Origin of the sequence: Candidatus Spongiisocius sp. (assembly GCF_965221825.1) — a bacterium.
In the GTDB taxonomy this organism is placed as follows: domain Bacteria; phylum Actinomycetota; class Acidimicrobiia; order Spongiisociales; family Spongiisociaceae; genus Spongiisocius.
Genome location: NZ_OZ244917.1, coordinates 1,662,102 through 1,681,443, shown reverse-complemented (window position 1 = coordinate 1,681,443; position 19,342 = coordinate 1,662,102). Strand labels below are relative to the sequence as shown.

Sequence of the window (19,342 nt, the reverse complement as noted above, 5' to 3'; positions counted from 1 at the left end):
GGTTGCGCCGTTCTCGCCGGACGGCGCCTGACATCAGAAAACCCAGGGATGCCCTGATGTCAGGGCGAGCTGGCCACCATCCACCGGTACTGCAGCTCCGGTCACCATCGCAGCGCCGGGCGACACCAGGAAGGCTATGGCCGCCGCGACCTGCTCGGGCTGGGCCGGACGGCCCATCGGAACGTTCCCCAGCGCCGCGGCTCGCGTCGTGTCGTCGGCGAGGACCGGCTCGCTCAACGGTGTGGCGGTGATTCCGGGGAGGACGATGTTGACCCGGATACCGTGCTCTGCCAGATCGACGGCGAGTGCCTTGCCCATCATGAGGACGCCGCCCTTGCTGGCTGCGTAGGCGACCTGGCCCGGCATGGACACGACCACCGAGTTCATGGACCCGATCAGGACGATCGAGCCGCCCGTGCCCTGGTCGATCATGGCGCGCGCGGAGTTCGCGGCCGTGAGGAAGCTCCCCGTGACGTTGACGGCCATCACTTCCTCGAAGAGCACAACGGGCATCTCGGTCGCATGCCCCTGCCGGTGCACGCCCGCGCACGCAACGGCCACGTCCAGACCGCCGAAACGGTCGCCCATTTCGGCGACCGCCCGACGTGTCTCCTCGCCGGACCGCACGTCGAGGCGTAGCGGCACCGACCGGTCAAGTCGCTGGGCAGTTTTCCTGGCGGCGTCGAAGTCGGAGTCTGCGCAACCGACCCCGTATCCGAGGTGGGCCAACGCTGCCGCAACCGCGCGGCCGATGCCGGAACCGGCGCCGGTGACGAGGGCGCCGTTCAAGATCAGGAGACGATGGAGCCCGCAGGGACGGTTGTCATCCCCCGGTCGGTGGCCTTGAGCCACTTCGCCACCCGCGCGACGCCATGCTCGATGGCGTGATCGCTGCTCGCCAGCGAGATCCGCAGGTAGTTCGTCGCCGTGTAGCTGTAGGCGGTGCCCGGCGAGAGCGCCACCCCCTGGTCGATCAGGTTGAGCGCGCCCTGCTTCGAGTCGGCGCCCTCCGCCAGGGGAACCATCAAGAAGAACCCGGCAGCAGGCGGCGGAACCTCGAAGCCCTCAGCAGCGAGGATCTCGATCGCGCGATCGCGCCGCCGCCTGTACGTATCGCTCATCATCGTCACCGCATCCTGAGGACCGGTGATAGCGGCCTCGCCCGCCGCCTGCGTGACGGTGGAGATACACGAGACGACCGTTTCCTGGATCCTCGACAGGGTGGGCGCGAGCCAGTCCGGCGCGACCAGGTAGCCGACTCGCCATCCCGTCATGGAATACGTCTTGGAGAAGCTGTACACCGAGACGACGTGCTCGCCGCCCCGGCTGAACGCGTTCGCAGGCTTTCCCCCGTCGTAGATGAGCTCGTCGTAGACCTCATCGGAGAGCAGGGTCACATCGTGGCGCTGCGCGATCTCGATGAATCTATCCACCAGCGGATCCGGGAACAGCGCCCCGGTCGGGTTGGCGGGGCTGTTCATGATGATGAGCGCGGTCCGGTTCGAGATGAGCGACTCGACCTCGGTCGGTTCGGGCAGCCAATCGTTCGTCGGGTCCAGCGAGTAGTAGACCGGTGAGGCGCCTTGCAATCGAACCAGCATCTCGAAGTTCGGCCAGCCAGGATCCGGAATCAGAACCTCGTCACCAGGCCTGACGACGGCAGAAAGCACAGCAGAGCACCCCTGGACGCCACCCTGGGTGATGATCACCTGGTCGGCGTCCACATCGATCCCGTTCACCCTGGCCAACTTCTCCTGGATCACACTCCTGAGTGAGAGAATCCCGGCCCGGTCGCAATAGCCCGATCCGGCTCGCGCGGAGGTGGCCGCGGCCTCGATGATGTGCGATGGTGTCGGGAAGTCGGGTTGGCCGATCTCGAGATGGAGGATGCCATCGCGACCGGCGATCATGTGGAAGATTTCGAGTATTCCGGACCCCGGCACGGCAGCGGCCGCCTCGGACACCTTTGGCATAATGCTTCCTCCATGTTCTCGAGGGGGCTGTTCGGCGCGGTCACCGTGCGGATGCTCGGTGCGCAGGATGCTCCACGCTACGCGTGTACGGTACTCGGTCCTTCACGCTCCTTATACTCGGGCGAGACCGGTGTCACCGAGGCGCCGAGATCACAAGGAGGCCCCTTACATTGTCTGTTGCTTTCGTAACGGGCGCCGGTTCGGGAATCGGGCGGGGTATCGCAGAGGTCCTGGCCGGCGAGGGCGTGAGCGTCATGTGCGCCGACATCGACGAGGCCGGCGCCGGAGAGACGGCATCCAGCCTGGACGGGGCAAGCTCCATCCGTCTGGACGTCACCGATGAAGCGATGGTGGACCACGCCATCGCCCTCACGGAGAAGACGCTCGGGCCGATCGACACGGTCGTAACCTGCGCAGGGGCGAATGCCAAGGGGACCCCGACCGGGATGGACGTCGGGACTTTCGAGCATGTGATGTCCGTCAACGTGACCGGAAGCTTCCTGGTTTCCCGTTCCGCCGCCCGGCACATGATCGAAGGAGGCCGGCCCGGGTCGATCGTCCTCATCGGATCGATCAACTCGGTGCACGCACTCTCGGGACAGGTGGCGTACGCCACATCCAAGGGCGCCGTCCTTATGCTCGGAAAGGTGCTGGCTGTCGATCTCGGCCCACATGACATCCGGGTCAACGTAGTGGGTCCCGGCCTCACCAGAACCCCGATGTCCGCCAAGATGCTCGCTGATGAGGACAAGATGAGGTGGGCAATGGAGCGCATTCCCATGAAGAGAGTGGCCGAGCCGCGTGACATAGCTCGGGTGGTGGCCTTCCTGGCGTCGGATGCCGCGAGTCACGTCACCGGCACATTCATCCCCGTCGATGGCGGCTGGCTCACCGGCGCATGAGCGCAGGAGAGGCTCCTCACCTCGGAACGGCATATCCTGCGGGCCAACCCGGACGTGAGCCCCTCCTGACGGTGGAGGGCCTCCGGACGGTGTTCCACATGCGGTCCGGCGACCTCTTTGCCGTCGACGACGTGTCGTTCGACGTCATGCCCGGTGAGATCTTCTCGATCGTCGGCGAATCCGGGTCCGGCAAGTCCGTGACCGCCATGTCGATCATGGGATTGATATCCGATCCCGGCGAGGTGGTGAGCGGGGCGATCCACTTCGAGGGAACGGATCTGGTCACACTCACCGAGTCCCAGATGCGCTCCGTCCGAGGCTCCGAGATCTCGATGATCTTCCAGGAACCGATGACCGCGCTCAACCCCGTCTACGACATCGGCGACCAGGTTGCCGAGCCTCTCCGCCGTCACCATGGCTACAGCCGGAAGGATGCCAGGGACGCTGCGGTCGAGGCGCTTCGCAGGGTCGGCATCCCCGACGCACCCAATCGCATCAACGACAGGCCCCACGAGTTCTCGGGCGGGATGCGCCAGCGGGCGATGATCGCCATGGCGATGATCACCGAGCCGAAGCTGTTGATCGCGGACGAGCCCACGACGGCACTAGACGTCACCATCCAGGCTCAGATCCTGGACCTCATCCAGGAGATATCGGAGGAACAGGGCACGAGCGTGCTCCTCATCTCGCACGACCTCGGCGTCGTGGCCAATGTGAGCGACCGCATAGTGGTCATGTACGCCGGCCAGGTCCACGAGACGGGTACGGCGGCGGCGGTGTTCAACCAACCCTTGGGGCCCTACACCTGGGGGCTTCTCGCGGCGGTCCCGAGGCTCGACACGGAACTCGGCACGGCATTGCGCCACATTCCGGGTCAGCCGCCCTCCCTCCTCGATCCTCCCGATGGGTGCCGGTTCGCGCCGCGGTGCGCCCACCGGCGAGACGCATGTGCGTCGACCACTCCGGACCTCTCGATGGTGGGTAGCGGCCACAAAGTGCGGTGCCATTTTGCCGATGAGCCCGACTGGGTGGGCCGTCGCAGCATTCCCCTGCTGAGCGGTGGGCTACACAATGGCGACTGACCCCTCGGCGACCACGCCTCCGGCCGACCCGATCCTCGAGGTCCGCGACCTCAAGAAGTACTTCCCTATCGCCGGAGGGACCGTGCTGAGCCGGACTGTCGGCTACGTCAGGGCGGTGGACGGGGTGAGCTTCCACGTCAACCGCGGCGAGACACTAGGCCTGGTCGGGGAGTCGGGTTGCGGAAAGTCCACGACCGCACGCCTGATCATGCGGCTCCTCGAGCCGACATCCGGGTCGATCCGGATTGACGGCGAGGAGACCAGCAACCTCAACGCCGGCGCCCTCAAGGCTCTTCGCCGGAAGGTCCAGATCGTCTTCCAGGATCCGTTCGCGTCCCTCAATCCCCGGATGCGAGTCGGAGACACCCTGGCCGAACCGTTCCATATCCACGGCCTGTACGACGGCGCCGCCACCGAGAAGAAGATCATCGCTCTGCTCGAGGCGGTGGGCATGTCGCCCAAGTATCTGAAGCGCTACCCGCACGAGTTCTCGGGTGGGCAGCGGCAGCGGATCGGGATTGCCAGGGCTCTGGCGCTGAACCCTTCGATAGTCGTCCTGGACGAGCCGGTCTCGGCACTCGACGTCTCGATCCAGGCCCAGACATTGAATCTGCTCGCGCAACTCCAGGACGAGTTCGACCTCACGTATGTCCTGATCGCTCACGACCTGGCCGTGGTCCGCCACGCCGCCGATCGGGTGGCGGTGATGTACCTGGGAAAGATCGTCGAGACGGCCGACCGCAAAGACCTCTACGGGAGACCGGTCCACCCGTACACGCAGGCCCTCCTGTCCGCGGTACCGATTCCCAACCCGGACTCCCGACCCTCTCGAAGCCGCATCAGGCTCGAAGGGGAACCGCCATCTCCACGTCACCCGCCCCAGGCCTGCCGCTTCAACCCCAGGTGCTGGAAGGCCCAGGCTATATGCACCGAGGTCGAGCCGATCCTGGCCCCGTCCGATGTCACCGCGCCGGCTCAGATGGCCGCGTGCCATTTTCCGGCCCTCGATTCGGGCGTGGATCCGACCACCGGCCAGGACGCCGACCCGGCCCCGGCGGCACAGCAATGAAAACACGATCCGTCGGGGCCTCGGGCCTCGACGTCTCCGCCGTGGGGTTGGGAACCAACAATTTCGGCACGCGTCTCGACCTCGACGGGGCGAGGAGCATCATCGACGAGTGCGAGAACCTCGGCGTCACGCTGCTCGACACTGCGGACGTGTACGGCGAAGGCGAGTCGGAGCGGATCATCGGCCGCTTGCTTGCCGGACGGCGCGACCGGTTCGTCGTCGCCACCAAGGTGGGCCTCCCATGGGAGGACGGGTCCCGGCCGGGCGGTCTGGACCCCGCCTACATCCGCAACTCCGTCCACGGAAGCCTCAAGCGACTCGGCATGGATCACATCGACCTTTTGCAGTTGCACGTCCTTGATCCGCGCGTGCCCATGGCGAATGTCCTCGAAGTCCTCGATGACCTCGTGGCAAGGGGTCTGGTCCGCCACGTCGGGTGCTCGAATTTCCGAACCTGGGAAGTCGTGGAGTGGGTGATGGCAGCACGGCATGAGGGATGGCCGGAGTTCGTCAGCGTCCAGACCGAGTATTCGATGCTGGTCCGTGACGCCGAGACGGAACTGCTCTCCGCTTGCCGACGTTTCGGCATGGGGCTGATCCCCTACCGTCCATTGGCTCAGGGATTCCTCGCCGGGAAGTACCGGCGGGGCGAACGCCCGCCGGAGGGATCTCGCCTCGCTCTCCAGCAGTCGGTGCGCATGCAGCGTGAGACCGAACAGAACTGGCACGCGGTCGAGGCGGTCGGGGAGTTGGCCGGGACGAAGGGATGCACACCGGCCCAGCTCGCAATCGCCTGGCTGATCGGCCGTACACAGGTCTCGAGCGTGATCGCCGGGGCCTCCAACCCGGCCCAGCTCGCGGACAACGCTCGGGCTGTGGATATCGACCTCTCCGAGTCCGACCTGGAGGTCCTGGAACGAGCCCTCCCGCCGGTGCCGGGTGGCGCGGTCGGCTCCATGGCGCTCAGAGAGTATCTCCTCGGTGGTTGAGGGACGGCGCGACCGGGCGTTGCGCCGGATCGGCGCCCTCGAGGCCTCCTCGGTCGGTTTCGGAGCGGCGCGGATCGCAATCGAGGGGCGCCCCCCGTGGAATACCGGTGTCGAGGTCGTCAAGAGTGCGGTGGCCGCAGGCATGACGCTGATCGACACCGCGGACGCCTACTGCCTGGAGTCGACCGCCGAGCACGGCTACGGCGAACGCCTCGTGGCCGCAGGCCTCCGCAACATACCCGGTGAGGGGGTTGTGATCGCCACGAAGGGCGGCGAGATCCGCAAGGATGGCCTGTGGAAGTTGATCGGTCGTCCCGAACATCTTCGCGAGGCGTGCGAGGCGAGCCTCCGCCGTCTGGAGATGGATGCGATCGATCTCTACCAGCTTCACAGACCGGACCCGGCCGTCCCGCTGGAGGAATCCCTCGGAGCGATGACCGAGTTGCGCGAAAGGGGGCTCATCCGGGAGATGGGCGTCTGCAACGTCACGTTGGAGGAGCTCGAGCGGGCCCTCTCGGCGGCACCTGTAGCCGCAGTCCAGAATCCTCTCTCCGTCGGCCGATCGGATCAGGATCTCATCATCGAGCTGTGCGAACAAGAGGGAATCGCCTTCCTGGCCCATAGTCCCTTCGGCGGCCCGGGGGACGCGGCGCGCATCGGGATGGACCGGCGACTCGCCAGAGCAGCCGGCGCCCACGGGGTGTCCCCCTACGACATCGCCCTCGCCGCGCTGCTGGCCCGGTCACCGGCGATCATCCCTATTCCCGGCACGGCTAATCCGGCCCGTCCCGCGCAGCACGCCAGGGCGTCACGTCTCACGCTCGGTGCCGCCGGGAGAGCCCTGTGGCCAGGTCTCTGACACCGGAGATCGGCATCGACCGGCGAAACCGATCCGGGATCGCCATCTGGGCGCTTGACTCACCCCGCCCGTGCCGCGTAGCGTTCGCGGCATCCACGGAGACCTCCCGGAACCCCCGCGAGTCCACCTATGACGACTGGAGACACGATGGCTGAACCAGCCCGGATTGGACTGTCGATCTCGACGCGAATCAACGCACCCGCCGACACCCTGCCCACTTACCGCGGATTCGTCCTGGCGATGGAGACGGTGGCAGGGGCGTCCGATCTCCCCACGGATGTCGGGTGGACGCTCCTGGACGATCACGGCGACCCTGACACCTCTCAAGCTCTCGCCGAACAGGTCGCAGCCGATCCCACCTACGTGGGGATCGTCGGACCGATGGGGAGCACCGAGGCCTTCGCCAACGCCCCCGTCTTCGATAGGGCCGGACTACTCCAGGTGAGTCCCTGCGCCAGCCACCCGGACCTCTGCAATCGTGGATACAGGACCTTTTTCCGGCTGGTGCCGAACGAGACGGTGCAAGGCACCGAATTGGCTCGCATCGCCAAGAACCACCTGAACGCGGACCGGGCCGCGATCGTGCATGACGCCGACGCCTTCGGCACGAGCGTCGCGGACAACTTCAGCGCCGGCTACATCGACCTCGGAGGCAAGGTCGTAGCCCGGGAGAGTTTCCAACAGGGCCCCGACGAGTATGGCGACCTCGCCGGCGCCATCTCGGCCTCGAACCCCCAGCTCGTCTTCTTCGCGGTTCACGGCCACGAGGGCGTGCTTGTCTCCGGCGAGATCAGAGATCGCGGCGTTGCGGTGCCGTTCCTCGGCACCGACGGCCTGAAGACCTCGTTCTTCCTCGGCGGAGGCGATCCGGGAGCGGAGGCGTTTCACACGCACTCCGGCGCCGACTTCTCCCGCATGCCTACGGCGGCAGCCTTTCGTGAGGAATACGTGAGCCGGTGGCCGGCCGACAGCACTTACAGCCCGGAGGCGTACGACTCGGCGATGATGATCCTCGAGGCCCTTCGACGATCCGACGAACCCACCCGGTCGGGTGTATTCGACTCGTTCAAGAGGCTCGGGGACAGCGGCTACACGGGGATCACCGGCACGATTCGATTCGGAGAGACCGGCGAGCGCCTCGATGCGCCGGTGAGCTTCTACCGGGTCGAGAAGGCAGGTGACCGGCGTGTCATGGCCTACCAGGGCGTCACCACAGACATCGGCTGACTAGGGCGTGTTCACGCTTTGCAGTTTCGTTGGTTATCGCGGGTCCCGTGGTCGGTCTGTGGAGTGGCGGTGGGGTCTGGCGCACGCTGGGTTTGCGGGGCCGTCTAGCTACTCGATGAGGCAAATCGGCCGGCGCCGGAGCCGGCTATCCGGCCGAATACTGCGCCGATCGTGAGGCCGAACCCGGCCAGGTAACCGGCGGTCAGCACGTTGCCCGACATGATCTCGCCGGCGGCGAAGAGGTTGTGGACCCGGCCCTGATCAGTCTGCAGGTGGGCCTCGGCGTCAACTTTGACACCGAGGTAGGTGAAGGTGATTCCGCATCGCAGCGGGTAGGCGTAGAAGGGAGGCGAGTCGATTCGCAGCGCCCAGTTCGATTTCGGTATGTCGAGGCCGGTGGTGCTCCGCCCGTCGAGGCGGCCGTGATCGAAGGGAGGGTCGGTCGGGACCGACGCGTTGAACTGCCGGACTGTCCGCTCGAGCGCATCCCGAGGCAGTCCCGCCTGCTGTGCCAGACCATCGAGCGTCTCCGCTTGATATGGGGGGTAGAGGCCCGGTATGAACAGGTTGTTGACTTGCGAATCGAATATCGAGTAGGCGATCTGATCGTCCTGCGCTGCGATCAGGTGACCCCAGCTGGCATATCTCCTCGGCCAGAGGTCGGCGCCCTCGTCCGAGAAGCGCTGACCGGCCTTGTTCACCATTATGGACAGCGGCACCGAGTCGATCCGCGTGACGATCCCGCCGTCGAAGTCCGGGGCGCGGGCATCGACGCTGATTGCATGCGCACCCTTCGGGTTGCCGACCGACAGTGCGCCGCGTTCGAGGAGGGCCTTGAGGGGTCCCCCCATGTTGAAGGGCGAACCACGGATCACGAACCGGTCCGCCGCCTCACCCCAGTTCTCGCGGAGCCAGGCCTTGTTGGCCTCGAACCCGCCCGACGCGACGACCACCGATCGGGCGTGCAGCTCGGTGGGTTCCCCATCGATGAGGGCAACGACCCCGGAGGCGCGGCGCCCCTCCACCAGAATGTCCGTCACCGGCGTCTCGTAACGCACGTCGATCTTTTTGCTACCGGCCGACGCGTACAAGGCGTTGAGCATCGCCTTGCCGCCCCCGAGGAAGAACCGGTTGGTCCGTGACAGGTGAAGCGTGCCCTTCAGGGACGCTTGCCAGTGGACTCCGTGCTGCGCCATGAAGCCGGGAACCGACTCGGATTCTCGGATCACCATCCGGGCGATGTCCTCGTCGATGGCCTCGTCGCTCACCTTGACCAGATCCTCCCAGAGTTCCTCCTCCGTGTAGGAGCCGGTCAGGACCCCGTCGCCGCCCGCGTGGATGTGGCGGATGTTGCGGGTGTGGCGCGTGTTCCCACCCCGCATGTCGATCGGCGCCGACTCCAGGACCAGGACGTCGTCCACGAGCCGGCGGGCGGTCAAGGCAGCACACAGCCCCGCGTTGCCACCGCCCACGACGATCACGTCGGCCTTCGTCTTCATCGAGGACCGCTACCCGCCGTCATGGCCCCGAATCCCGGCGGTACGGACGTGCGCACGATTGTCCGATCTCCCGCCGCGTGGAAAACGTGCATGGCTGTATCATAGGGTTCGTGAATCCGCCGAGTATGCGCGTTCCGACCGCAAGTGTCGCTGTCGCGGCCGATCCTCCGCGGATCCTCGATGCGGCCCTCCTCAACGAGGCCCAGCGGCAGTTCGACATCTGCAATGCATGCCGGTACTGCGAGGGGCTTTGCGCGGTCTTCCCGGCCTTAGAGCGGCGGTCCATATTCACCGAGGGCGACGTGCTCTACCTGGCCAACCTGTGCCACGACTGCCGTAGCTGCTACGACGTATGCCCGTACGCCACCCCGCACGAGTTCGCGGTGGACGTCCCGCCGCTGATGAGCCGAATCCGGGAACAGACCTACCAGAGCTACGCCCGTCCCCGAGCTCTCGGGAGTGTCCTGCTGGGACCGACCCGGGGAAGGGCCTGGCTCGCGACGCTTGTGGTCGCGGTAACCGTCGTGCTCGGACTGCTCATCCTCGGGTGGGACCGGCTCGTAGCCCCGCCCGCCGATGAAGAAGCGTTCTATGAGGTGATCCCGTTCCTGGTGATGACAATCCCGGCGTCCGTGCTCTCGGGCCTCGCCCTGCTGTTCATCGGCGCCGGCATGGTTGCCTTCTGGCGGGACACCACCGGCGGCAGACCGGATCTGGGGTCGGTACGGGAAGCCCTATCCGCCGCCTTCAGCCTCAGGAATATGCACGGTGGAGGACCGGGGTGTACCTATCCGGATGAGACACCCGCGAAGAGCCGCCTGGTGATGCACTCCCTGGTGTTCAACGGATTCCTCGCCACCTTCGTGGCCACCATCCTCGCCGCCATCTGGCAGGAGTTTCTCGGAAGGATGCCGCCCTATCCGCTACTCAGCGCCCCGGTGATAATCGGGACGGTCGGAGGGGTAGCGACCATCGCAGGGTGCATAGGGCTGGTCTCCCTGAGGGCAGGGAGTCGGAAGGAACTCGAGACTGCCGGAACCAGGCGCCTGGACATGGACTTCATCGTCCTCCTCGTTCTGATCAACGGGACGGGGCTGGCGTTGCTGGCGCTACGGTCGACGACCGCCATGGGGCTGCTCCTGCTGGTACACCTCGCCCTGGTAGCAGCCTTCTTCGTGAGCCTCCCGTACGGAAAGTTCGTCCACGCGACCTATCGAACGAGCGCTCTCGTCCAAGACTCCCTGGAGAACCGGACGGGCGATTGATCCGGATCTTCTGGAAGATCAACGGACCGTAGACCTGCCGGCCCGGCCGCGGCGCGACGGCCGACCCTTCTCCACGCCGTGTCTACGATCTGCCAGATGCGACTCCGTGGCCGGTCAGGAACTGGCCGCAGCTAGCGAATCGCTCTTCCTGATCAAGGCTACGCCTAGCAGAATGACCCAGGCTACCTGGAAGAACACAGTGACATTGCCCAGGAGGTAAAGGATAAAGACACTGCTTTCAATGAATGTGGCTGTGAGCAGAAGGACGGACCCGACAATCGCCGGAGCCACTCCCAACCAGATAGCCAGGGGCCTATCCGCACCGATCAGATCGGCCTTCGTCATAGAAACGGCAAAGAAGGCCACACCTACTAGAGCAAGAACGGTGGCGAAGATACCGATAGACCCGCCTATCACCATGAACATGACAGCGGTAGTAACAGCCTCTCCTGATTCTATGGCTTCAGGCGGCGAATAACTGAGGGTAACAGTCGTCAGATAGCTCAAGGCAAAGGAGGCAGTTCGCACTGCCAAGGCAACTGTAAGGAGCAAGAGTCCGATCCTCCTCAGAAGACCTTCGTCACCCGTATCAGCCATCACCTCTCTGACGCCCCAGAGCCCCAGCAAGAGCCCGAAGGAGGCTACAAACCCGATAACAGTGAGAAACGTTGCAAGTGAGCTATTCGGTAACAGGGACAGGATGGCAGCCTGCATGGCAGCTTGAGGCCCTTCAGCATGTTCTGCCGGAAAACTGCCTGGCCGAACGGTACTAACGATAACATCAACCAGTGGTCCTACAACTAATAGCCACCCCGTGATGGTGGCTAGTCTCGCCCGTGTCACCATTAACCCCCTCTGTAGTATTGACTCCCGATGCCGGACCAGGGGTCGCCTGCCAGCAAGCCCATATTAGCCTCCGATCCACTGATTTCTCTGCATTCGGTCAGGCATATGAACCTCGCCGTCTGTGCACGAGTATGAAACAGCCGGAGCGTTGATGTTTAGATCAAATGCACAAGGACATACCGGGTGGCCTGAATCGGGCGGCCCACTACACCCAGCCACCACCAGAGGGGCGAGGCCCGACGCCGGCCCGGAACAACACAACGTCCAGCCTACTCCCACCCGGCAGGCTCCCCGGGCACGGTGTGCCCGGCGGGAATCGAACCCGCGACCCCCGGTACAAGTGGCCGGCACGGGATCTGCGGGGATCGTTCGGGAGGTGATCAGAAAGTGAACGTTCCTGACATCACGGTTGCCGCATCGACAGAAACCTCGACCCGCGCGGCGTTGCGCCTGGTCTCGGCTGCGATATGCATCTCGCACCCGGGGTAGACGGGTTTGGAGAAGCGCACCTGGGCGGCCGACAGGCCGGCCGGATGCGCGCCCACGGCTGCTGCAACGGCACGGGCGGTCATGCCCATTGTGGCCAGGCCGTGCAGGATGGGCCTTTCCAGTCCCATGTTGGCCGCAACGACCGGGTCGATGTGGACGGGATGCTTGTCGCCGGTCAGCCGGTAGAGAGTCGCGGCGTCAGGCCCGACGTCCACCGCGCCGGTCCAGTCCGGGACGATGGGCGCCGGGCGCTCGGACGGTGCTGGTGGATCCCCGCCCCAGCCTCCGATGCCGGGTAGGAGGATGGTGTAGACAGCCAGGAAACCGGAGCTCAGCACCTCGATCTCGATGATCGTGAGCCGACCCTTGTCGAAGACGGATCGGACGTGACCGTGGGTGCGGATCGGTGCGGGCCTGAGTGGCTGGTACACCGTCAGGCTCTGGCCGACATGGAGGGATCGGGTGCGGTCGTAGGCGCCGAGGTCGCCGGCTGCATGGACCGCCCACAGACCCAGAGCGCAAGCGTATACGGGCAGGACCCGTAGATCCTGCTCGTAGACCAGGTCCAGGCTCGAAGAAGAGGCACCCACGGCCAGCGCGTAGAGGATGGCGTCGTCAGCCGAGAAGTCAACGCGGCGCGTTCCGAGGTCGAAGCCTGTCAGCTCACTTAGGTGCATTCGTCCGGTCCTTGCCGATCCCGGCTCGCCGGGCTTCCAGCGCCGCTCCACGGGCCGGTGACGCCAGGAGGGCCTCTCGTTCGGACTGCCAGCCGGCGGCATCGAACCCTTCGCCGCTGTCGAGCGCCGCCAGCAATGCCTTGGTCGCTGCGGTGGCGGCGGTGGCGGCGGAGTCCGCATGGGCCGCGAGCAGGCCTTTTGCCGTCTCGAGGGTGGTCCCGGCGCGCACGATCATTGCTGCGCCGGGCGGCAGCTGCCGGCTCGACAGTTCTTGCTGCAGCACGATGAGGCGGCGGACGGTCTGCGAGCCGAGGCGGGCATGCAGGCGAGCCAACGATGACGGGTTGTAGAGGATCCCCAGGCCGGCCGAGGGCACGGCGAGACGCGCCTCGTCCGAGACCACCACGGCATCGCAGGACCATGCCAGGCCGACGGCGGCGCCGTAACAGGCACCCTCGACGGCCGCAACCACCGGCAGCGGGCTCAGGGCAAGACGCCGGCAGAGGGCTTCGAGGTCGTCGTCGAACCCGAGATCGTCGATCGTGCCGTCCAACTCGAACAGATCCGCTCCTGCGCTGAACCGTTCGAGGCCACCCGTCAGCACCACTCCTGTCGCTCGGGCTGCGCCGGATCCCTGAGCCTCGGCCGCGTCCAGGACCCCTTCGATCTGGCGAAGCGTCCGGCGCCGGAGGGCGTTGGCACGCTGCGGCCGGTTGATCTCGATCTGCCGGATCGACCCATCGACGCTGCTGACGACATCGCTCATGGGACTGACAGGCGGGGCGAGAGTCGGGCGAAGGGACGCAGGTCCAGTGCCGTCTCGAGTTGCTCTACGAGCGACAGCAGCTCGGTGTCGCCCCCGTACCGTCCCACCAGCTGGATCGCGACCGGGAGGCCGCTGGCAAACCCGGCGGGCAGGACCACCGCGGGATGTCCGGAGACGTTGAAGGGCGCCGCGAACGGGAAGGCCCCCCACAGGCGGCCCACCGGCTCGCCGGCGATGGTCCTAGGCCGGGAGCCCAACTCGAAGGCGGTGGTGGCCGTGGCGGGAGTGGCGATCACGTCGTAGTGACGGAAGTAGCGATCCACCCGCTTCCGGTACTGCGTCAGGGCGGAGCGTGCTTCCGCCAGAACACCTGGATCGAGTCGCTCGGCCGCCATCAGGGACCGCTTTTGATACCAGGTCAACTCGTGCGGGCCGCGAAGCAGGTGGCCGCGGCGTTCGCCCTCCTCGGCCAGCACGAGTGGACCGAATATCTCTTCCCACCCGCAGAGGTCCAGATCCACAGAGGTCACGTCGTGGCCGCAGGCCGCCAGTCGCCTGACCGCGGCTGCCAGCACATCGCCGACGGCGGCTTCGATCGGGCGGCCTTCGGGCTTGGGACACCAGGCGACGCGGCGCGGGCTCAGGTCGTCCTGGGTGTCTCGGATCCCCGTACCGTTGGCGGACAGCACCGAGTGCAGGCGGCGGGAATCGGCGGCGGTGCGCGATAGGGGCCCTACGGAGATGAACGGGCTGAAAGCTCGGAATCCCCCTTGGTCGTCGATAGTCCCGTATGTGGGCTTGAAGCCCACGAGTCCGCAGAACGAGGCCGGGATCCGGATGGAGCCTCCGCCGTCGGACCCGAGGCCGAGGGTGCAGGTACCCGAGGCCACCGCGGCCGCCGCGCCGCCGCTGGACCCGCCGGCGGTGCGGGAAGGGTCGTAGGGGTTCGCGGTGTCCGGGCCCAGCAGGTTGTCCGTAGTCGCCGACTGGCAGAACTCCGAGACGTTGGTCTTGCCGACCACGACCGCTCCCGCGCGGAGCAGGCGGCGCACCGCCCCGGAGTCGCGTCGCGCCACGTCGTTGGCGTGGGCCAAAGAGCCGAGCGTGGTGACGTGTCCCTTGATGTGAAAGGCGTCCTTGATCGAGACGGGCACGCCGGCGAGAGGCCCGGCGCTGCCGTTCCGGTAGGCCGCTTCGGCCGCGACGGCCTGGCGACGGGCCAGGTCGGGGGTGGCAAGAACGAAGGCGTGCAGGGTCGGGTTGACCTGGGCCAAGCGGGCCTGCGCCAGCTCGGAGACCTCGACCGGCGACAGCAAGCCGCCGCTGTAGGCTTCGACAAGCCGCTGCACCGGCCACCACAGTGGTCCCTCATCCACGAGCCGACACACCTCCGGAGACGGTGAACACCTCACCGGTCACGTAGCCCGCCTCATCCGACGCCAGGAACGACACCATGTTCGCCACATCCTCAGGCTGCCCCACCCGGCCCAGGAACGCCTTGTCGAACAGGTAGCTGTCGAAGAACTCCTGCGGGTAGATCCTGCGCAGGAAGTCGTTGTAGATCAGGCCCGGAGCCACCGCGTTGACCCGCACCCCGTGGACTCCGTTCTCGGCTGCAGCCACCCGGGTCAGCGCGAGGACGCCGGCTTTGGCCGCGGAGTAGGCGGCGCCATGCTCGGCGGACATCTCCCAGGCCGCTATCGAGGAGATGTTGATGATCGAGCCGCCGCCACCGGCGATCATCACTTCGAGTGCGTAGCGCATACAGACGAAAGTGCCGGTCAGGTCGACGTCGAGGCAGCGCTGCCAGGTATCCAACGACATCTCGGCCACAGGCTCGATCTTCGACCAGCCCGCATTGTTGACCAGCACATCGAGCCCGCCCTTGACGGCCGCGACTTCTGAGATCACGCTGCGCACCTGATCGTGGTCGGTGACGTCGAGGCGATAGCCGGCCACCTCGCGCCCCACCTCTTCGGCCAGTGCCCCGGCAAACTCGCGGCACCGTCGCTGGTGGGCGTCGGTGACGACCACGTCAAATCCGTCGTGGGCGAGCCGTCTCGCTACCGCCGCTCCGATGCCGGCGCCGGCTGCCGCGGTCACCAGCGCAACACGCGGGCTTCCTGCCATCAGCTTCCTCCTCCTGCCTCGACCGCACCGATCACGGTGTCGGCCAGCTGTGCCAGTCGTCGCTCGCGCCCTCCGGACAGCAGCGCGAAGGTGATCCGGTCGATGTCGAGCTGCCAGAGCTGACGGAGCCGGTCCACGCACATGTCGAGATCGCCCACCAGCGCCACCGATCTCACGAAGTCGTCGGACACGGTGTACTTGTGCTCAGCCTGCAACGAGAGGTGGTCGACGAGGCCGTACTGCTCCGCGGCCCGAGCGAACTCGGGACGGAACCTCTCCCACGCCGGCGGCATCCGCCTCCATTGGTGGAAGGTGGCCGCCTGGCTGGTGGCCCATGCTCTCACGTCGTCAGTGGCGCTCTCGACGTCGTCGCCCACCGACATGGTGACGAACAGGTCGACGGTCAGTTGCCCGCGGTCGCGCCCGGCCGCCGCCAACCCCTGGTGTATGTGGTCGAGTTGCCATGAGCAGAACTCGGGATCTGCGGCTCCCATGAGCACGGCTCCGTCGCAGGTCTCGCCGGCGAGCCGCAACATGGCGGGCTGCGAGACCGCGAGATAGATGGGAACCTGCCGCTGGGCGGCGGCCAGGCGAACCTGGCTGCCATAGAGGTCGCACGGCTCGCCACTGAAGAGCTGGCGGAACTCGTCGATCCCGGAACGCAGCTCGCCGAGCCTGGACGGTGTGCCGCCTGCGCCGAGCACGGCAGACCAGCCTGCTCCGAGGCCGAGCACGGCGCGGCCGTCTGAGAGCTCGTCCAGCGCAGCGGTGGCATTGGCGGTCACCGTCGGGTGGCGGGTCACGAGATTGGTGACACCCGCCCCGATGAGCACTCGCTCGGTCGACAGCGCCGCCAGGTTCATCGCGGCATACACATCCTTCATTCCGAGCTGGAAATCGATATACCACAGTGCCTCGAAACCCCTGAGGTCGATGTCTCGGGCCAGTTCCGCCGTCCGGCTCAGAGGCTCTCGGGGACTGACTCCCAAGGAAATGCCGTAGCGCTTCTTCATTGAGTACATCTTTCGTGCAAGAGCTGCGCGAGCAGCTTGCCATAGGCGTCGGGTTGGTCGACGGAGAGAAGATGGCCAGCCCCGGCCACCTCGTGGTACCGGCAGTCGTCGACATTGTCGACGATGGTGTCGGCGGCCCGGCGCGGGCAGAATACATCGCCGGCCGCCCCGATGACATCCACAGGAACCTCGATCTGTCTGAGCCGGGGGTTCAACGGTTCGGAGCGGATTCCGATCATCGCCCGTGCGGCGTTGATGTAGCCGCGGCCGTCACCGACGGCGTTCATGCGCTTCGAGGTGAGTGCGTCGATGTCGGCTTCGGTGACAACCTGGCGGGCCGTGTCATCGCGGAGTCCGGCGGCGAAGCCGTCCCGGTCGCGGGCTTCAAGCTGGGCGATGCGGCCTGCGAAGAACTCGGCCGCCGCCGAACCGACCACCGATGACGTGGCGACCGCGATCAGGTGGCCGATCAGGGTTCCTGGAGTGGACGCAGCCTTGAGCCCGATGGCGCCGCCAAGTGAGTAGCCGACGACAGCGGCAGGGCCGGTCACGACGCGCAGGAAGGCGGAGAGGTCCTCGGCCAGTTGCGACAGAGTGCCGGCGGCCTCCCCCGAGGTGGTGCGGCCGTGACCGCGAAGGTCCACCGCATGGACGGCAAATCCGCCCAGGTGGGCAGAGGCGGAGTCCCAGGAGCGGAGGTCCTCGGCCAGCCCGTGCAGCAGCACGACCGGCTGCCCCGATCCGCTGCGCCGGTAGTTGACCACTATGTCGCCCAGCTCGACGGTGCTCATCCGGCCGCGCTCCGATCCGGACCCACGCCGTCGGGATCCGCTGCGGCAGTCGAGGCGGATGCGTTTAAGAGTTCATCGCGCAGCTGCTGCTTGCGTATCTTGCCGGAGGCTGTACGCGGGAAGCGATCGACCTGTATCAGCCGTTCGGGCCAGTATCGCCGCGGCAGGCCCTGCTCGGCGCAGGACGCGATGAGATCGTCGAGGTCGAGGCGGGCGCCGGCCTGCACGACCGCGCATATGCGCTCGCCGAGACGCTCATCAGGCCACCCGATGACGGCCACACCGACCACGTCGTGGTGGCCGGCGATCGCGTTCTCGGTCTCTACGGGGGAGATGTTCACCGCCCCACGGATGATCAGGTCCTTGGCCCGTCCCGTGATCGACACGTATCCGTCGGGATCGATGCGGGCGAGATCGCCGGTACGGAAGAACCCTTCGCCGACGATGTGCTCGGCGTACAACTCGGGTTGGCCGTAGTAGCCGTTGAACACCCCGGGCCCCCGCATGACGAGCTCGCCGGCCCCCGTGGAGCGCAGCCGCATGTCCGCACCGAGGGTTCGCAGTTCCAGCCCGGGAAGTCCCACCCCCACGGTGTTCTCGACCTGGCTGCCGGTCGAGGAGGGCACGCAGGTGGTGAGGCCGCCTTCGGTCATGCCCCACAGAGGCGTTACGAACGTGTTCGGTAACTCGGTTCGACAGCGCCGGACGAGGGCAGGCGGCACCTGGGTCCCACCGCACAGGAAGCTCCGCAGCGACGCCAGCTTCGGCTCGCGGCCGCTCCACGGGGCATTGGCCAGATCCATCAGGAACGGGGTCGCGGCAGCGGTGAAGTCGGCGCGGTGACGAGCCACCAGCTCCAGCGCGGTGACCGGGTCCCAGTCCCTTTGGAGGATGAGCAGTGCGCCCAGGAACAACGACAGGCGGGCACCATGAATAGCGCCGACGCTGTGGCCGAGCGGTGAGGGCATGAAGACGGGCGTGCCGTGGTCGAGCCCGAAACGATCGGCGAACTGCACGTTGAGAGCGGCCAACGTGTCCTCGCTGTGGCTGACAGCCTTCGGGGGCCCGGTCGTGCTCGACGTGAACATCATGTGTGCGGTGGCGTCGGGCACATCGACGGCCCGGGCCGGGGGAACCGCCGGGCCATGCATCGCGAGGCGCGTTCCGTCCACCGTAGCCACAGCGACCCCGGTGGAAGCTCCGGCGGCGGCTTGCCGGATAGCGTCAGCCGGTGACGTGCTACGGCTCGAGCCGGCGCAGACGACCAGGACCGGCCGGACCAGATCGAAGATATGACGCAGATGCGCCTCGGGCGTGGTGACCGGAAGCGTGGCCGGAACGTGGCCCGCTCGCAACACGGCCAGGAACATGACGACCCACTCCACACAGTTGGGCAGAAGCACCACCACCACCCGACGGCCCCCGCCGACGGACCGGCGGATCTCCTCAGCGACCTCACCGGACGCATCCCAGAGCTCGGACCGCGACAGCGTGTCGCCGCCGCTCACCACGGCAGGCTCGCCGGGCGCCTCGGTGACGTGCGCCTCGAAGCGGTCGACCAGCCGGCGGCCTGTCCACCATCCGGCGAGCCGGTAGCGCTCTGCGATGTCATCGATCACCGCACTCCTCCAATCCCGGTCGGCCGCCCTGGTGGAGTATCACAGGATCGACCTATAACAAAAGGCGATGTCGCTTTTGTTGTTGGGTGGACGGGACGAAAGGTAAAATCGTGCGCCGCGGGGTTGCAGACTCGAGACGACCCGCA

The 19,342-nt window shown here is 66.5% G+C and carries 18 protein-coding genes; 7 read left to right on the top strand and 11 right to left on the bottom strand.

The features are described from left to right. Positions 1-33: 33 nt before the first annotated feature. Together ACOQPD_RS07895 and ACOQPD_RS07890 are read right to left on the bottom strand one after the other, a co-directional pair. Positions 34-789 carry an SDR family NAD(P)-dependent oxidoreductase gene (locus ACOQPD_RS07895; protein ID WP_420614335.1) on the bottom strand — a complete coding sequence of 252 codons (756 nt, stop codon included), beginning with the start codon at positions 787-789 and terminating at the stop codon, positions 34-36. A 2-nt stretch (positions 790-791) separates the two neighbouring features. After that, complete coding sequence (locus ACOQPD_RS07890) at positions 792-1,973, bottom strand: pyridoxal phosphate-dependent aminotransferase (RefSeq protein ID WP_420614334.1); 1,182 nt, start codon at positions 1,971-1,973, stop codon at positions 792-794. A gap of 170 nt (positions 1,974-2,143) precedes the next feature. Between ACOQPD_RS07890 and ACOQPD_RS07885 the strand changes: the two genes are divergently transcribed. From ACOQPD_RS07885 to ACOQPD_RS07860, 6 genes are all read left to right on the top strand, one after another. After that, positions 2,144-2,875 (top strand): SDR family NAD(P)-dependent oxidoreductase, encoded by a 732-nt coding sequence (locus ACOQPD_RS07885; RefSeq protein ID WP_420614333.1) that lies wholly within the window; start codon positions 2,144-2,146, stop codon positions 2,873-2,875. Positions 2,876-2,973: 98 nt separating this feature from the next. Then, positions 2,974-3,957 carry an ABC transporter ATP-binding protein gene (locus tag ACOQPD_RS07880; RefSeq protein WP_420614332.1) on the top strand — a complete coding sequence of 328 codons (984 nt, stop codon included), beginning with the start codon at positions 2,974-2,976 and terminating at the stop codon, positions 3,955-3,957. Further along, positions 3,947-5,026, top strand: coding sequence for an ABC transporter ATP-binding protein (locus ACOQPD_RS07875; RefSeq protein ID WP_420614331.1), 1,080 nt, complete (start codon positions 3,947-3,949; stop codon positions 5,024-5,026). Before ACOQPD_RS07880 ends, ACOQPD_RS07875 begins: the two co-directional genes overlap by 11 nt. After that, entirely contained in the window at positions 5,023-6,015 is a 993-nt protein-coding gene (locus ACOQPD_RS07870; protein WP_420614330.1) for an aldo/keto reductase, read from the top strand. Before ACOQPD_RS07875 ends, ACOQPD_RS07870 begins: the two co-directional genes overlap by 4 nt. After that, positions 6,008-6,874, top strand: coding sequence for an aldo/keto reductase (locus ACOQPD_RS07865; RefSeq protein WP_420614329.1), 867 nt, complete (start codon positions 6,008-6,010; stop codon positions 6,872-6,874). The genes ACOQPD_RS07870 and ACOQPD_RS07865 overlap by 8 nt, the downstream gene beginning before the upstream one ends. A 147-nt stretch (positions 6,875-7,021) precedes the next feature. Continuing rightward, positions 7,022-8,101 (top strand): branched-chain amino acid ABC transporter substrate-binding protein, encoded by a 1,080-nt coding sequence (locus tag ACOQPD_RS07860; protein WP_420614328.1) that lies wholly within the window; start codon positions 7,022-7,024, stop codon positions 8,099-8,101. 104 nt (positions 8,102-8,205) lie between these two features. Here the strand turns inward: ACOQPD_RS07860 and tcuA are convergent, their stop codons facing one another. Continuing rightward, positions 8,206-9,600 carry an FAD-dependent tricarballylate dehydrogenase TcuA gene (tcuA, locus tag ACOQPD_RS07855; protein ID WP_420614327.1) on the bottom strand — a complete coding sequence of 465 codons (1,395 nt, stop codon included), beginning with the start codon at positions 9,598-9,600 and terminating at the stop codon, positions 8,206-8,208. Between the two features lie 125 nt (positions 9,601-9,725). Between tcuA and tcuB the strand changes: the two genes are divergently transcribed. Continuing rightward, on the top strand, positions 9,726-10,865 hold the full coding sequence (gene tcuB / locus ACOQPD_RS07850) for a tricarballylate utilization 4Fe-4S protein TcuB (RefSeq protein WP_420614326.1): 1,140 nt from the start codon (positions 9,726-9,728) through the stop codon (positions 10,863-10,865). 114 nt (positions 10,866-10,979) lie between these two features. Here tcuB and ACOQPD_RS07845 read toward each other — a convergent pair whose 3' ends face one another. From ACOQPD_RS07845 to ACOQPD_RS07810, 8 genes are all read right to left on the bottom strand, one after another. Beyond that, positions 10,980-11,579 carry a hypothetical protein gene (locus ACOQPD_RS07845; RefSeq protein WP_420614325.1) on the bottom strand — a complete coding sequence of 200 codons (600 nt, stop codon included), beginning with the start codon at positions 11,577-11,579 and terminating at the stop codon, positions 10,980-10,982. Positions 11,580-12,091: 512 nt separating this feature from the next. Next, positions 12,092-12,877: a MaoC/PaaZ C-terminal domain-containing protein gene (locus ACOQPD_RS07840; RefSeq protein ID WP_420614324.1), complete on the bottom strand. Its 786-nt coding sequence runs from the start codon at positions 12,875-12,877 to the stop codon at positions 12,092-12,094. Next, positions 12,864-13,643 (bottom strand): enoyl-CoA hydratase/isomerase family protein, encoded by a 780-nt coding sequence (locus ACOQPD_RS07835; RefSeq protein WP_420614323.1) that lies wholly within the window; start codon positions 13,641-13,643, stop codon positions 12,864-12,866. Before ACOQPD_RS07835 ends, ACOQPD_RS07840 begins: the two co-directional genes overlap by 14 nt. Continuing rightward, positions 13,640-15,019 carry an amidase gene (locus tag ACOQPD_RS07830; RefSeq protein ID WP_420614322.1) on the bottom strand — a complete coding sequence of 460 codons (1,380 nt, stop codon included), beginning with the start codon at positions 15,017-15,019 and terminating at the stop codon, positions 13,640-13,642. The genes ACOQPD_RS07835 and ACOQPD_RS07830 overlap by 4 nt, the downstream gene beginning before the upstream one ends. After that, positions 15,012-15,773 carry an SDR family NAD(P)-dependent oxidoreductase gene (locus ACOQPD_RS07825; RefSeq protein WP_420614321.1) on the bottom strand — a complete coding sequence of 254 codons (762 nt, stop codon included), beginning with the start codon at positions 15,771-15,773 and terminating at the stop codon, positions 15,012-15,014. The genes ACOQPD_RS07830 and ACOQPD_RS07825 overlap by 8 nt, the downstream gene beginning before the upstream one ends. Beyond that, positions 15,773-16,786 carry an LLM class flavin-dependent oxidoreductase gene (locus tag ACOQPD_RS07820; RefSeq protein ID WP_420614320.1) on the bottom strand — a complete coding sequence of 338 codons (1,014 nt, stop codon included), beginning with the start codon at positions 16,784-16,786 and terminating at the stop codon, positions 15,773-15,775. Before ACOQPD_RS07820 ends, ACOQPD_RS07825 begins: the two co-directional genes overlap by 1 nt. Further along, positions 16,783-17,577 carry an alpha/beta fold hydrolase gene (locus tag ACOQPD_RS07815; protein WP_420614319.1) on the bottom strand — a complete coding sequence of 265 codons (795 nt, stop codon included), beginning with the start codon at positions 17,575-17,577 and terminating at the stop codon, positions 16,783-16,785. The genes ACOQPD_RS07820 and ACOQPD_RS07815 overlap by 4 nt, the downstream gene beginning before the upstream one ends. Then, the gene (locus tag ACOQPD_RS07810; RefSeq protein ID WP_420614318.1) at positions 17,574-19,196 is read right to left on the bottom strand and encodes an AMP-binding protein; all 1,623 of its coding nucleotides are present in this window, start codon (positions 19,194-19,196) and stop codon (positions 17,574-17,576) included. Before ACOQPD_RS07810 ends, ACOQPD_RS07815 begins: the two co-directional genes overlap by 4 nt. Positions 19,197-19,342 lie beyond the last annotated feature (146 nt).